This window comes from Amycolatopsis sp. PSD-21, from assembly GCF_055561455.1.
Window position 1 is genome coordinate 1246413 of sequence record NZ_CM145712.1, and the last position, 13005, is coordinate 1259417.

Consider the following 13005-nt stretch of genomic DNA (forward strand, 5'->3'; position numbering starts at 1 on the left):
GGCTCAGCCGAGGGAAGGGGGCCTTCACGCGCTCAGGAGGCGGCGGGGACGATCGGCTCGTCCGTCTCCAGCAGCGTCTTGAGGTCCGAGAGGATCCACGGCCAGCCACCACCGGCGTTCTCGCCCGGTCCGGCGTTGATGTCCTCCTGCGAGCCGTTGAGCAGCGCGGCCGTCGTGGGCGCGTCGGTGACGTCGTGGGTGACGGTCAGCCGGGTGCCCGCGGTCTTCGTCTCTTCGATCTCATAGGTGAGCTTGGTGTACGGCTCCTTGTCGAAGGACGGGTCCATCAGCAGCTTCCAGGTGATGACCAGCTTGCGCGGTGGGTCGACCTCGAGAACCTCACCGTCGACCAGGTCGTTCGTGAACCCCGCCTCGACGTATTCCGGCGTGGGGTGGGTGGCGTGCTTGCCACCCGGCCGCAGGTCGAAGTCGACGAGACCGGTGTAGCCGTACTTCCGCGACCATTCGGGCTTCGTGATGGCGTCCCAGATCTTCTCCGGGGTGGCCTTGATGTAGACGCGGTAAACCTGGGTGTCGGTCATGAGGGCTCCTCGTTTTCGAGTTCGGCCTTGAGATCGAGCAACGCGGCCACGTTGCGCTCCGTGAACTTGTCGATCCACCGGTCGTGGATCTGGCGGATCGGCACCGGGTTGAGAAAGTGCTTCTTCTCCCGGCCCTCCTTGCGCGTGACGACAAGTCCGGCTTCTTCGAGCAGTTTCAAATGCTTCATCACGCCGAACCGGCTCATGTCCACTTCGGATTCGAGCTCCGTCAGCGTGCGGCCGTCACGCGCGAACAGCTGGTCGAGCAGGAACCGGCGGGTCGGATCCGCCAGGGCCTTGAATACCAGGTCGTCGTCGGGCACACCGGAAGAATATGTGACCAAAAGGTCACGTGTCAACCGGAAGTTTCCTGGAGCGCGTGAAGGCCCCCTTCCCTCGGCTGAACCGAGGGAAGGGGGCCTTCACGCGCTTCGGCTAGAGGAGGGCGCCCAGCGGCAGGATCAGCGCGATCGCGACCACCGAGATGACCGTCTCCATGATCGACCAGCTCTTCAGCGTCTGCCCGACCGAAAGCCCGAAGTACTCCTTGACCAGCCAGAACCCGGCGTCGTTGACGTGGGAGAAGAACAGCGAACCGGCGCCGATCGCGAGCACCAGCAGCGCGCTGTGCGACGGGTCCATGGTCGCGGCGAGCGGGGCCACGATGCCGGCGGCGGACACGGTCGCGACCGTCGCGGAGCCGGTCGCGAGCCGGATCGCGACCGCGACCAGCCAGCCGAGCAGCAGCGGCGACAGGTTCGCGCCGGTGGCGAGGCTGGTGATGACGTTGCCGACCCCGGCGTCGACCAGGGTCTGCTTGAACCCGCCGCCCGCGCCGACGATGAGCAGGATGCCGGCGATCGGCGGCAGCGAGTCCGCCAGCGTGGACGACAGCTTGTCCCGCGTGAAACCCGCGGACTTGCCGAGGGTCAGCATGCCGAGCAGGACCGCGGCGAGCAGCGCGACCAGCGGGTCGCCGATGAAGTCGAGCACGCGGCGGACGTGGTTCTCCTTCTCCAGCAGGATGTCCGCGAGCGCCTTGCCCATCATCAGCACGACGGGCAGCAGCACGGTGGACAGCGTCGCGAAGAAGCCGGGCCGCCGTCCGTCCGAAGAGGACGATTCCGGGATGAGGCGTTCCGGCGCGACGGCGTCGGGGACCATCTTCGCGGCCAGCTTGCCGAACAGCGGCCCGGCGATGATCACCGTCGGGATCGCGACGAGCAGGCCGAAGGCCAGGGTGAGGCCGACGTTCGCGTTCAGCGCACCCGCGGCGGCGAGCGGCCCGGGGTGCGGCGGGACGAGACCGTGCAGCACCGAAAGCCCGGCGAGCGCGGGGATTCCCAGCATCAGCAGCGGTTTCCCGGTGCGCTTGGCGACCAGCAGGATCACCGGGATCAGCATGACGAGGCCGATCTCGAAGAACATCGGCAGCCCGATCAGCGCGGCGACCAGCGCCATCGCCCACGGCAGGGCGCGGTCGCCCGCGCGGCGCAGGATGGTGTCGACGATCTGATCCGCGCCGCCCGAGTCGGCGAGCAGTTTGCCGAGCATCGCGCCGAGCGCGATCAGCACGCCGACCGAGGCGACGGTGGAACCGACGCCGGAACTGAAGCTCTTGATCAGCTTGTCCACCGGCATGCCCCCGACGAGCCCGAGCACGCCGGAGCCGAGGATCAGGGCCAGGAACGGATGCTGCTTCGCCTTGGTGATCAGGACGACGATCACGGCGATGGCGAGCACCGTCGCGCCGATGAGGCGGGTGTCGTGTCCGGTCCAGGCGGCGGCGAGTGTGGTGGTCATCGGCGGTCCTTGAAAGCGGAAAGGGCGGTTTCTACGATCTCTTCCGGCTTCTTCGCGATGTCGGCGACGAGACCGAATTCGTCCGGCTGCAACGGTTCGAGGTCGGCGAGCTGGGAGTCCAAAAGGGACACCGGCATGAAATGGCCGGAGCGGGTCTTCATCCGGTCGGCGAGCAGGTCGCGGTCGCCGTGCAGATGCAGGAACCAGACGTCGCCGCCGCCGCGCAGGATGTCGCGGTAGCGGTACTTGAGCGCGGAGGACGTCACGACGCCGCCGGTGGACTGGTGATCGGAGATCCAGGCGGCGATGGCTTCGAGCCAGGGCTGCCGGTCTTCGTCGTTCAGCGGGTGACCGGAACTCATCTTGTCGATGTTCGCCTTCGGATGGAACGTGTCCGCTTCGGCGTAGTCGACGCCGAGATGCTCGGCGAGTGCCGTGCCCACTGTCGTCTTTCCCGAGCCGGAAACGCCCATCACCACGATGACGGTCATCCGTACCTCCCACGTCGTTGTAGCCGGGACGAGTACAGCTCAAAAGTACTACTTAAGCAACATCAAGTACTACTTAATCGAGTCAGAACGTTAGAGTCGCCTGGTGGGCAACGACAGGCATGCCGAAGTGCTCGACGCGCTCGGCTCCGCGATCGCGAACGGGGAGCTCCCGCCGGGCTCCGTCCTGCGCTCGGAGGAGCTCCAAGAACGGTTCGGCGCGTCGCGCACGGTGGCGCGCGAGGTGGTGCGCGTCCTCGAAACGATGTGCCTGACCAGCAGCAAACGCCGGGTCGGGGTGATCGTGCGCGAGCCGCGCGACTGGAACCATTACGACCCGAGGCTGCTCCGCTGGCAGCTCGACGGATCCGAGCGGAAGACCGCGCTGCGCACCCTGACCGAACTGCGTTCCGGTGTCGAACCCTGCGCCGCCCGGTATGCCGCGCTGCGGGCGACTCCGGAAGAAGGCGGCCGTCTCCGGGCGCTGGCGAAGAGGCTGGAGGAGACGGCGCGCCGGCGGGACCTCGAAACCTTCCTGGGGCACGACGTCGCGTTCCACGATCTGCTGCTGTCCGCGTCGCGGAATCCGATGTTCGCGCAGCTTTCGGCGGTCGTCGCCGCGGTGCTTGCCGGGCGCACCGGACACGGGCTGATGCCGGAGCAGCCGCAACCCGAAGCCGTCGCCCTGCACGTCGAGGTCGCGGCGGCCGTCGACGCCGGCGACGCCGACCGGGCCGAACGCGCGATGCGCGACATCGTCATCCAGGCGCGTGACGAGATGGCCGTCCTCCTGGACGGATGATCTTCGAGTAATCTCTGCAGGTCTTCGAGGGATACTGCAGGCAGGGGGCGACGTGAGCGCGGCGCGCGCGATCGGCTTGGTGTTGGGGGTGGCCGCGGACGGGGCGATCGGGGATCCTCGGTCCCGGCGTCCGGTGACGGTGTTCGCCAGGGCGGCTTCGGCGGTGGACGCGAAGGTACGGTCGAAGCATCCGGTGGCCGGAATCCTGTGGACCGGTGGCCTCGCGGGCTCCGCCGTGCTGGCGGGCGTCCTCGCCGAACGCGCCGGACGGCGCAGCCCCGTCCTGCAGGCGACCACGACCGCGGTGACCACCTGGGCCGTCCTCGGCGCCGCCGGCTTGGCCGCGCACGGCACGTCACTCGCGCGGGACCTCGAAGAAGGCGAACTCGAGACCGCGCGCGGCACACTGTCCACACTGGACCCCCGCGTCGCCGACGACCTCGGCGTCATCGGCCTCTCGCGCGCTTCGGTGGAGACGCTCGCCGAGAACACCGCCGACGTCGTCATCGCGCCGCTGGTGTGGGGAGCGCTGGCCGGTGTCCCCGGCCTGCTCGGCTCGCGCGCGATCAGCCTGCTGCGCGGCCTCGGGCGCGGGCGTCCCGAGCGGTACCGATGGCTGGTCGCCCGGCTGGACGAGGTCGTCCACCTGGTGCCCACGCGGGTCGCGGCCGGGCTGACCGTGCTCGCGGCCCCGGTCGTCGGCGGCTCGGCGGGCGGTGCGTGGCGGGCGTGGCGGCGGGACACCACCGCGCACCCGAGCCCGAACGCGGGCCGCGTGGAGGCCGCGTTCGCCGGGGCGCTGGAGATCCGGGTCGGCGGGCGGACGGTGTATCCGCACGGGGTCGAGGAACTGCCGGTGCTCGGCATCGGCCGCAACCCGGACGCGGGGCACGTGACGCGGGCTGTGGAACTCTCGCGGGTGGTCGGGTGGCTGGGCGCCCTCAGCTCGGTGGTGCTGGCGGGTGTCGTCGGGCTTGGGCGGCGGCGGCGCTGACGCCCCGAAGGTGCCCTTCGAGACATCCTCTTCCGGTCCTGCCCGGGCTCGGGCTCGCCGCGCGGGAGCAAGGGACCTTTGCTACCACTTGGAGCTCTGACCTGCGGAAAGAGAGCAAGGGACCTTTGCTGCCGCGCAGGGGTGTGGGGAAATAGAGACGTTGAGTGTCCCTATCTCCACACACCTCCTACTCCGTGTGACGACTGTGTGGATTTTGGTGCGTTGGGTGACCAGAAATCCACACGGTGTCCGCCCGAGGGGAGCAAGGGACCTTTGCTACCGCTCCCGCCGCGCCAGCTGTGCCCGCGCCCGTGCGTCCATCGGACCGTCGCGCCGCGCGAGCTCCGCGTCGATCCGCGACCGGTCGGCGGGCTGCTTGTTCCCGCCGAACTTGAACTTCGCCCGCACCCCGGTCACGGTCAGCTCGACGCCGCGGATGCCGGGAAGAACCCGCTTGTCCGGCGCCTCGGTGGCGCTCACTCCCACCCGGCCCGAGCCGGGCTCGAAATGCGCGAGCTGCCGGTCGAGGAGCGCTGCCTTCTCCGCGGCGTCGTCGACCAGCCGGACGTCGCATTCGAGCTGGACGGACGCGTAGTACGACGTCGGGACTCCGTGCGGCGGGTCGGCGGGGGTGTTCCAGTCCGAGCGGATGTAGGTGTGATCGTCGATCACCGAAAGCAGTGCGCGCGGGTGTTCCTCCAGCAACGGCCAGACCGGGTTGGGGCGTGCGAGGTGCAGCAGGACCGTTCGGTCGCCGTCGTAGACGAAGTGCACGGGGTTGACGATCGGCAGGTCACGGCCCACGCCTCCGGCGATCAACTGGCCGAAGTCGTGTGTGGAGAGCCAGGCCCGCCATTCGGTGTCGTCGTGGGCGGCGTCCCACGGGTGAATCAACATGATCGAAGGGGATCATGCGGAATGGACCTATGAAAGGGCCATTTTCGCGCCAGATCAGGTGGCCACTTCGGAGCGTTCGTCCTCGGCCAGCATCTCCGCGACGCTCTTGCGCCGCTGTGGCCGTTCCGTGGCCAGCGCGCCACCCGGCTTCAGCTCGCGGACGGTGAAGTACAGCCAGCCCATCAGCGCCATCGCCCCGAACGCGATCCACTGGAGCGCGTAGGAGAAGAACGGCCCGGCGTCGGTCTGCGGCAGCGGCAGCGCGCCCAGCACGCCGGGCTGGTTCACGTCGAGCTGGAAGTAGCCCGGCCGGATGTCCAGCTTCGCGGCCCGCGCGACGACCTGGGAATCGACGACGTAGCTCTGCAGCTTCCCGCCGGTCGACTCGTCGGCGAAGGCGTCGCGGTTCTTCCCGTCCTTCTCGTCGTGACGGGCCCGCGTGACGATGTCGACCGTGCCGGTGGGAGGCGGGGCGAAGGGGAGCGCGCGCGACTTGTCGTCGAGCCGGACGTATCCGCGGTCCACCAGCACGACCGTGCCCTCGACGGTCCGGAACGGTGTCAGGACCTCGTAGGCCGCTTCGCCCTGGACGGAGCGCAGACGGGCCACGACCTCGCCCTCGGGCAGGTACGTTCCCTTCATCGCGACCAGGTGCCATTCGGTGCGCTGATCTGGGGCGGCCCCGTTGGGAAGCAGCTGCTCCAGCGACCGCGGCTGGCCGGAGAACGACTCCCGCAGCGCCGCGTTCTGGTGCTCGCGCTCGGTGTTGCGGGAGAACTGCCATGGCGCCAGCAGGGTGAAGCAAGTGATGGCGAAGGTGAACACCACCAACGTCAACGCCAGCCACCCGGGCTTCAGCAGGAACTTCAACCGCACCCCACCACGGTAAGCGGTCGGCCTCAGGCGTGTGCGCGCACCCAGTCGAGCAGGCCGGGAACGGCCCGCTCGATCATGCCGAGGACGTCCTCGAAACCGTCGTCCTCGCCGTAGTACGGGTCCGGGACCTCGGCGCCTTCGGGCGCGGACGGGTCGAACTCGCGCAGCAGCCGGACCTTCGCCGGGTCCGACACCTTGCGCCGAAGGAACGACAGATGGCCCTCGTCCGCCGCGAGCAGCAGGTCGGCGGCCAGATGCCCGCGGTCGACCTCGGCCGCGACGTGGCCGGTCGGGTAACCGTGTTCGGCCAGCTTCGCGCGGGCCCGCTTGTCGGCGGCCTCGCCCACGTGCCAGCCGCCGGTTCCGGCGCTGGACACCTGGACGAGGTGATCGAGACCCGCTTCCTCGGCCTTCGCGCGGAAGACGAGCTCGGCCATCGGGGAACGGCAGATGTTGCCGGAACAGACGAAGACGATGTGCAGCACCCGATCAGTGTGATGGCCGCCGGAGATCGACCGCTCACCGGCTCCGAACGGCTACCGGGCGCGCGAAGCTGGAAAGCCGGGACGAAGCGGGAGTAGACCTCCTGGAGAGAAACACGCAGGAAGGTCGCGTATGAGCGCACCAACACCCAGCGTCGAGTCCCCGGCAACCGGGCTCCGCTGGTACCGCATCACCGTCAAGCTTCCGCACCCCTACGAGGTCGGGCGGATCGTGTCGGAGCACCACTTCGTCCAGGCGAGATCGCCGAAAGAGGCGATGACCAGGATGCCGTTACACCTCCGGTCGAGCGCGTCCGTCGCGCCGTACCAGGTCGTCCGGCCCGACTTGCCCGATCAGGCGACGAAGGCCTACCGGGCGATGCTGTGGACGGGCCGCGTGGTGCGCGCGGCCGGCCGGTGGGCGATCAGCAAGGACGCGAAGGCGCTGGACTGAGCCCGGGCGGTAGCAAAGGTCCCTTGCTCTCTTTCCGCAGGTCAGCGGCTTCCGTGCGCGGACCGAAGGATGTCGCGAAAGCCACTTTCGGGACATCTGACGTCCTGAAAGTGGCTTTCGCGACACGGGCCGCGCCCGAAGCGGTAGCAAAGGTCCCTTGCTCCCCTCCGGCGGGCACTGTGTGGATTTCGGGTCACCCAACGCACCAGAATCCACACAGTCACTACGCGCAGTAGGGGGTGTGCGGAAATAGGGACACTCAACGTCTCTGAATCCACACACCCCCGCCGCGGTAGCAAAGGTCCCTTGCTCCCTTTCCGCAGGTCAGCGCCGCACACAGGCAGACCGCACCGACTCCGCGAGCGCCGCCGAGTGCAGCCGGTCCAGCCCCCGCCGCGCGTCGGTCAGCCGCACCGTGACCGCGAGCCGCGCGTCGCACGACCGCCGCGCCCGCGCGTCCCGGGTCTCCGCGAGTTCCGTGAGCAGCCCCGCGTTCAGCCGGTCGATCACCGGCCGCACCTCGGTCCCCAGATCGGGTCGCCCGGGCGGCCGGGTGCCGGGGTGCTCGGTCCACCGCGCGTACAGGCCGCGCTGCACGACCTTGTTCGCCTCGATCTGGTCACGGAAGAACCGCACCACTCCGGCCGCGTCGAGACCGAGGCCGGGCGCCTTCGCGGCCACCGAGTCGAGGATCTGCTGTTCGCGCACCGGATCGTCGATCGGCGACGGCGTGCCGAACTTCGCGGCCGCGACCTTGTCGGCGATCTGCACGCGCTGAGCGGCCAGGTCGGTCAGTTCCCACAGTCCCGAAGACGCCGACGCGGGCGCGGGTAGCAGCACGAGAAGCAGCGAGGTGGCACAGAGCACCCGAAGTCGCATGCCCGGAAACGCTACATGCGAAAATCCCCAGGTGCCCGCGCTAGCCGAAGTCATCGCCGCCTTGGAGCAGGCGTACCCGCCCGAACTCGCCGAATCGTGGGACGCCGTCGGACTCGTCTGCGGCGACCCGGCCGAGCAGGTGGACAAGGTCCTGTTCTGCGTCGACCCGGTCGGCGAGACCGTCGAAGAGGCGATCGACGGCGGCGCGCAGCTGATCGTCGCGCATCACCCGTTGCTGCTGCGCGGCGTCCACGGCGTGCCGGCCGACAGCACCAAGGGGCGTCTCGTGCACCGCCTCATCCGCGCCGGCGTCGCTCTCTACTGCGCGCACACCAACGCCGATTCCGCGTCGCCTGGCGTCTCCGACGCGCTCGCCGACGCCATCGGCCTGACCGTCCTCGGCCCGCTCGACCCTCGCGAGGACGGCGTCACCGGTATCGGGCGCATCGGCGAGCTGCCCGAGCCCGAACCGTTTTCCGCCTTCGTCGAACGCGTCGCGAACGCCTTGCCGCGCACGGAGCCGGGCGTCTACGGCGCGGGCGACCCGGCCCGGCCGATCCGTCGTGTCGCCGTCTCGGGTGGGTCCGGCGACAGCTATCTCAAGCGGGCCACCGCCGCCGGTGTCGACGCGTACGTCACAGCCGATCTCCGGCATCACCCCGCCGGCGAACACCTCGCCGAGATCACCGAAGTCCCCGCCCTGGTCGGCGTAACGCACTGGGCGAGCGAATGGCCGTGGTGCGAGCAAGCCTCGGCCGTCGTCCGTGCCGCGTTTGCGGGTAACGTCGACGTTCACGTCTCCACGAGGTGCACCGACCCGTGGACGCTACGGGCCACCCGAACCGAGCACTGACAATCCAAGGAGCACCGTGAAGGCCGATCCCGCCGTCCAGCGCCAGCTGCTCGAACTCGCGAAGGTGGACGCGGAACTCTCGCGTACCGCCCACCGTCGCCGCACCCTGCCGGAGATCGCCGAGATCGACGCGGGCGAGAAGACGGTGCGCGAACGACGTGACGCGCTGGTCTCGGTCCAGACCGCGGCGTCCGACCTCGACCGCGAGATCGCGCGCCAGGAGAAGGAGATCGAGTCGGTGCGCGCCCGCGGCGACCGCGACCGCAAGCTCCTCGAATCCGGTTCCGTCGCGGCCAAGCAGATGGCCGACATCGAGCACGAGCTGAACAGCCTCAACCGGCGCCAGGCCGCGCTGGAGGACGACCTGCTCGAACTGATGGAACGCCGTGAAGCGCTCGAGCTGGACGCTCAGCGCACCAGCGCCGAGGTCGCGAAGGCCGAGAACGAGGTCGCCGAAGCGGTCAGCCGCCGCGACGAGCACTTCACCGACCTCGACACCACGAAGGCCCGCCGCGACGAAGACCGCGCCAAGCTCCTGCCGCGGTTCCCGGAAGACCTGCTGAAGCTGTACGAGCGGGTCCGTGCGCAGAAGGGCATCGGCGCGGCGCTGCTGCGTGCCCGCCGCTGCGGCGCGTGCCAGCTCGACATCGACCGCCGCGAGATCGCCGAGATCAAGGCGGCCCCCGAGGAGAACGTCATCCAGTGCGAGAACTGCGGCGCCATCCTGGTGCGCACGCTGGAGTCCGGCCTGTGACCGATCACGTGCTCGTCGAGGCCGACGGCGGTTCGCGGGGCAACCCGGGGCCCGCCGGATACGGCGCGGTCGTCAAGGACGCGGCCACCGGCGAGGTGCTCGCGGAGCGCAAGGCGTACGTCGGCATCGCGACCAACAACGTCGCCGAGTACGGCGGCCTGATCGCCGGGCTCGCCGCGGCCGCCGAGCTCGGAGCGTCCACAGTGGACGTCCGGATGGATTCGAAGCTCGTGGTGGAGCAGATGTCCGGGCGCTGGAAGGTCAAGCACCCGTCGATGCAGCCGCTCAACGCCGAGGCCAAGGAGCTGGCGGCGCGGTTCTCGCGCGTGCGCTACGAGTGGATCCCGCGCGCGGAGAACTCCCACGCGGACGGGCTCGCGAACGAGGCGATGGACGCCGGCAAGCAGGCGGAGGCGCCGAAGAAGACCGTGAAGCAGGACAGGGTCAGCCCGGTCGGCTGGACCGGCGCGACCGGGACACCGACCAAGCTCCTCCTCGTGCGGCACGGCCAGACGGCGATGTCGGTCGAGAAGCGGTACTCCGGCCGGGGCGACGTCCCCCTCACCGAGCACGGCAAGCAGCAGGCGGCCGCCGCCGCGAAACGCCTCGGCGCGATGGAGGGCCTGGTCGTCGATGGCGAGGCCGCGCCGATCATCGCCTCACCGCTGATCCGCACCCAGCAGACCGCGCAGGCCATCGCCGACGCGCTCGGCGGCCGGGTCGAGACCCACCCCGGGCTGATCGAGACCGATTTCGGCGACTGGGAGGGCCTCACCTTCAAGGAGGCCATGGACCGCGACCCCGAATTCCAGACCAGCTGGCTTTCCGACACCTCGATCGCGGCGCCGGGCGGCGAGAGCTTCGACGGCGTGCACCGGCGGGTCCGCAAGGCCCGCGACGAATTGATCGCGAAGTACGGCGGCCGGACGCTCGTGCTGGTCAGCCATGTCACGCCGATCAAGGCGCTGCTGCGGATGGGCCTGGACGCCGGGCCGTCGCTGCTGTTCCGCCTGCATCTGGATCTGGCGTCGCTGTCGATCGTCGAGTTCTATCCGGACGGCAACGCGTCGGTGCGGCTGGTGAACGACATCTCGCATCTGTCCTGATCAGTGTCTTCTGAAGCGCGCTGTCGGATTTCCGTAGCCGGGCCGCGGCATCCGCCGGCACTCACCGAGCCGGGGCGGCGGCCCGCCTCCGTAAATCCGAGACCTTCGGCCAAGAAGAAGCGCGTACAGGTGTCCTCGCTCAACCAGCCGACCTCAGTTCGAGCGAAGCACCCCTGGCCAGAAGGTGTGGCGCGGATCACGCCTGGATATGACGCGTCGGAAGCGGCCGATGGGGTATTGGCTACAGTTTCGGGCGACGGCACGTGAGCGAAAAGGCAAAGACGGGGACATGACGGCGAGCGCACTCAGCGAGGCTTCCGAAAAAGACGTGCCCGACCCGGCCGAGACGCCGGCCCGTCGTGGCCTGGCCGCCCGTGTCGCGCCGTACCTGGCGGTGCTCGCCGGGGTGGCGGCGCTGGCCTGGCACGCCACCCTCTACGGCCACTGGATCGTCGACGACGCGGCCATCACCTTCTCCTACGCGCGCAGCTTCGCCGACGGGCTGGGCCCGGTGCTGCAGCAAGGGCAGCCGTCGGTCGAGGGCTGGTCGAACTCGACGTGGCTGGTCGCGCTGGTGCTCGGCAAGCTCGTCGGTGTCTTCGACAGCGGCATGCTGTTCGGCGTCCCCGACTACGTCATGTTCCCGAAGCTGCTGGGACTCCTGTTCACCGCCGGGACGCTGGCCGCGTGCCACATCATGGCGAAGCAGATCTTCGCGCGCTTCGCCTGGCTGGCGACGCTGGTCGTCGGGCTGACGCTCGCCGCGATCCCGTCGTTCGTCATCTGGACCATCTCCGGCCTGGAGAACTCCCTGTTCGGGATGGCCGTCGCCTGGCTCGCCGCCCTGCTGTTCGTGGCCGTGCGCAAGGACACCGTCCTCACCGCGAAGGTCGCGATCTGGTCCGGGATCCTGGTCGCGTTCGCCGCGCTGACCCGCCCCGAAGGCCTGATTTACGGCGGTGCGTACCCGCTCGTCGTCCTGTTCCAGCTGCGGAAACCGCTCCTGGGCCAGAGCATCAAGCTGATCGTGGTGTCCGTGGTCGCGTTCGCGATCCCGTTCGGGGCGTACCTCGCCTGGCGAATCGCCGAATTCGGCAGGCTGCTGGCGAACCCGTCCATCGCCAAGGGCCAGGGCCTGCCCGGGCTTTCGGCGCTGAAGCAGCCGTTCGAGCTGGTCGGCTACGCCGGTGTCGCCGGGACGATCCTGCTGGCGCTGACCATCGGTTACGCGCTGGTCCGCGCGGAATGGCGGCGCGCGCTGATCGCGCTGCTGGTGCCGCTGGCGCTGGGCATCATCGCGTACGGCGTGATGGTCCCGGACTGGATGGGCCAGCACCGGTTCGCCACCCCGATCTGGATCCTCGGCGTGCTCGCGGGAACGCTGGCCGCCGGTGAACTGATGCGCCGCTCGCGGGCGGTGCTGCGCACCGTCGTGGTGCTCGTGCTGGTCGCGGCCGCGATCCCGTCCGGGATGGGCTTCGCGTCGGCGTCGAAGAAGTTCCAAGAGGTCCCGACGGTCCCCGCGTGCCTCATCGCCGACCGGTTCGGCCGCGGGTTCAACACCATGGCCGACATCCTCGGTCTCCAGCAGGCGTCGCTGCTGCTGCCCGACCTCGGCGGCTCGTCGATGACCAGCCGCCTGCACCTGGTCGACATGGCCGGGCTGGTCGAGGCGGACGTCGCGGACTTCGTCAAGAACGGCGACATGCCCGGCCTGCGCGACTACGTGTTCGACAAGGTCAAGCCGACCTTCATCCACTCGTGGGGCCCGTGGGCCGCGGGCAACGGCATCACCGTCGACCCGCGGATCGACCGCGACTACGAGCCGATCTTCGTGTACCCGGGCAGCGGCCCGCGGAACGGTGACTTCGTGCGCAAGGACGCCATCACCAGCCCGGACAAGCTGAAGGCCGTCCAGGACTACGCCGCGAAGACCATGCCGGAGGTCGAGAAGGCGCGCTTCGGCGGCCCGCTCAAGGACTGCGGCCCGACCATGCATCCGGGCCAGACCGTCTACCTGCCGTAACCCTCTGCGTTCAGTCCTCTGGACGCGGTAGTTGCCCCGCGCAACGACC

At 69.4% G+C, this 13005-nt stretch carries 15 protein-coding genes; 7 read left to right on the forward strand and 8 right to left on the reverse strand.

Annotated features, from left to right (window positions below):
* Positions 1–32 precede the first annotated feature (32 nt).
* From ACZ1DY_RS06430 to ACZ1DY_RS06445, 4 genes are all read right to left on the reverse strand, one after another.
* Positions 33–542 carry an SRPBCC family protein gene (locus tag ACZ1DY_RS06430; RefSeq protein ID WP_257488988.1) on the reverse strand — a complete coding sequence of 170 codons (510 nt, stop codon included), beginning with the start codon at positions 540–542 and terminating at the stop codon, positions 33–35.
* Positions 539–865 (reverse strand): ArsR/SmtB family transcription factor, encoded by a 327-nt coding sequence (locus ACZ1DY_RS06435; protein ID WP_257488987.1) that lies wholly within the window; start codon positions 863–865, stop codon positions 539–541. The genes ACZ1DY_RS06430 and ACZ1DY_RS06435 overlap by 4 nt, the downstream gene beginning before the upstream one ends.
* A gap of 112 nt (positions 866–977) precedes the next feature.
* Positions 978–2345, reverse strand: a complete 1368-nt coding sequence (locus tag ACZ1DY_RS06440; RefSeq protein ID WP_126736553.1) for a GntT/GntP/DsdX family permease — start codon at positions 2343–2345, stop codon at positions 978–980.
* A complete protein-coding gene (locus ACZ1DY_RS06445) occupies positions 2342–2836 on the reverse strand; it encodes a gluconokinase (protein ID WP_126736552.1) in 495 nt (164 codons plus the stop codon). The genes ACZ1DY_RS06440 and ACZ1DY_RS06445 overlap by 4 nt, the downstream gene beginning before the upstream one ends.
* Before the next feature lie 103 nt (positions 2837–2939).
* On the opposite strand from ACZ1DY_RS06445, the gene ACZ1DY_RS06450 reads away from it, so the two are divergent.
* Both ACZ1DY_RS06450 and ACZ1DY_RS06455 read left to right on the forward strand, forming a co-directional pair.
* A complete protein-coding gene (locus ACZ1DY_RS06450; protein WP_465483855.1) occupies positions 2940–3635 on the forward strand; it encodes a FadR/GntR family transcriptional regulator in 696 nt (231 codons plus the stop codon).
* 52 nt (positions 3636–3687) lie between these two features.
* A complete protein-coding gene (locus ACZ1DY_RS06455) occupies positions 3688–4629 on the forward strand; it encodes a cobalamin biosynthesis protein CobD/CbiB (protein ID WP_465483856.1) in 942 nt (313 codons plus the stop codon).
* A gap of 276 nt (positions 4630–4905) precedes the next feature.
* Here the strand turns inward: ACZ1DY_RS06455 and ACZ1DY_RS06460 are convergent, their stop codons facing one another.
* The 3 genes from ACZ1DY_RS06460 to ACZ1DY_RS06470 are packed head-to-tail and all read right to left on the reverse strand — an operon-like array spanning position 4906 to position 6887.
* Positions 4906–5526, reverse strand: a complete 621-nt coding sequence (locus tag ACZ1DY_RS06460; RefSeq protein WP_465483857.1) for an FMN-binding negative transcriptional regulator — start codon at positions 5524–5526, stop codon at positions 4906–4908.
* A 54-nt stretch (positions 5527–5580) separates the two neighbouring features.
* The gene (locus tag ACZ1DY_RS06465; RefSeq protein ID WP_257488982.1) at positions 5581–6402 is read right to left on the reverse strand and encodes an SURF1 family cytochrome oxidase biogenesis protein; all 822 of its coding nucleotides are present in this window, start codon (positions 6400–6402) and stop codon (positions 5581–5583) included.
* A gap of 23 nt (positions 6403–6425) precedes the next feature.
* Positions 6426–6887, reverse strand: a complete 462-nt coding sequence (locus ACZ1DY_RS06470; protein ID WP_037331995.1) for a low molecular weight protein-tyrosine-phosphatase — start codon at positions 6885–6887, stop codon at positions 6426–6428.
* Between the two features lie 130 nt (positions 6888–7017).
* On the opposite strand from ACZ1DY_RS06470, the gene ACZ1DY_RS06475 reads away from it, so the two are divergent.
* Positions 7018–7338, forward strand: a complete 321-nt coding sequence (locus ACZ1DY_RS06475; RefSeq protein ID WP_126736547.1) for a hypothetical protein — start codon at positions 7018–7020, stop codon at positions 7336–7338.
* 324 nt (positions 7339–7662) lie between these two features.
* Here the strand turns inward: ACZ1DY_RS06475 and ACZ1DY_RS06480 are convergent, their stop codons facing one another.
* Entirely contained in the window at positions 7663–8217 is a 555-nt protein-coding gene (locus ACZ1DY_RS06480) for a chorismate mutase (RefSeq protein WP_465483858.1), read from the reverse strand.
* Positions 8218–8248: 31 nt separating this feature from the next.
* On the opposite strand from ACZ1DY_RS06480, the gene ACZ1DY_RS06485 reads away from it, so the two are divergent.
* From ACZ1DY_RS06485 to ACZ1DY_RS06500, 4 genes are all read left to right on the forward strand, one after another.
* Positions 8249–9070, forward strand: coding sequence for a Nif3-like dinuclear metal center hexameric protein (locus tag ACZ1DY_RS06485; RefSeq protein WP_465483859.1), 822 nt, complete (start codon positions 8249–8251; stop codon positions 9068–9070).
* A gap of 16 nt (positions 9071–9086) precedes the next feature.
* Positions 9087–9824 (forward strand): zinc ribbon domain-containing protein, encoded by a 738-nt coding sequence (locus ACZ1DY_RS06490; RefSeq protein WP_465483860.1) that lies wholly within the window; start codon positions 9087–9089, stop codon positions 9822–9824.
* On the forward strand, positions 9821–10930 hold the full coding sequence (locus ACZ1DY_RS06495; RefSeq protein WP_185927328.1) for a bifunctional RNase H/acid phosphatase: 1110 nt from the start codon (positions 9821–9823) through the stop codon (positions 10928–10930). Before ACZ1DY_RS06490 ends, ACZ1DY_RS06495 begins: the two co-directional genes overlap by 4 nt.
* A 289-nt stretch (positions 10931–11219) precedes the next feature.
* Positions 11220–12956 carry a hypothetical protein gene (locus ACZ1DY_RS06500; RefSeq protein WP_465483861.1) on the forward strand — a complete coding sequence of 579 codons (1737 nt, stop codon included), beginning with the start codon at positions 11220–11222 and terminating at the stop codon, positions 12954–12956.
* Positions 12957–13005 lie beyond the last annotated feature (49 nt).

Coding starts and splice junctions, on each gene's coding strand:
- ACZ1DY_RS06430 (WP_257488988.1), bottom strand. CDS start 542: ATGACCGACACCCAGGTTTACCGCGTCTACATCAAGGCCACCCCGGAG.
- ACZ1DY_RS06440 (WP_126736553.1), bottom strand. CDS start 2,345: ATGACCACCACACTCGCCGCCGCCTGGACCGGACACGACACCCGCCTC.
- ACZ1DY_RS06445 (WP_126736552.1), bottom strand. CDS start 2,836: ATGACCGTCATCGTGGTGATGGGCGTTTCCGGCTCGGGAAAGACGACA.
- ACZ1DY_RS06460 (WP_465483857.1), bottom strand. CDS start 5,526: ATGTTGATTCACCCGTGGGACGCCGCCCACGACGACACCGAATGGCGG.
- ACZ1DY_RS06475 (WP_126736547.1), top strand. CDS start 7,018: ATGAGCGCACCAACACCCAGCGTCGAGTCCCCGGCAACCGGGCTCCGC.
- ACZ1DY_RS06480 (WP_465483858.1), bottom strand. CDS start 8,217: ATGCGACTTCGGGTGCTCTGTGCCACCTCGCTGCTTCTCGTGCTGCTA.
- ACZ1DY_RS06500 (WP_465483861.1), top strand. CDS start 11,220: ATGACGGCGAGCGCACTCAGCGAGGCTTCCGAAAAAGACGTGCCCGAC.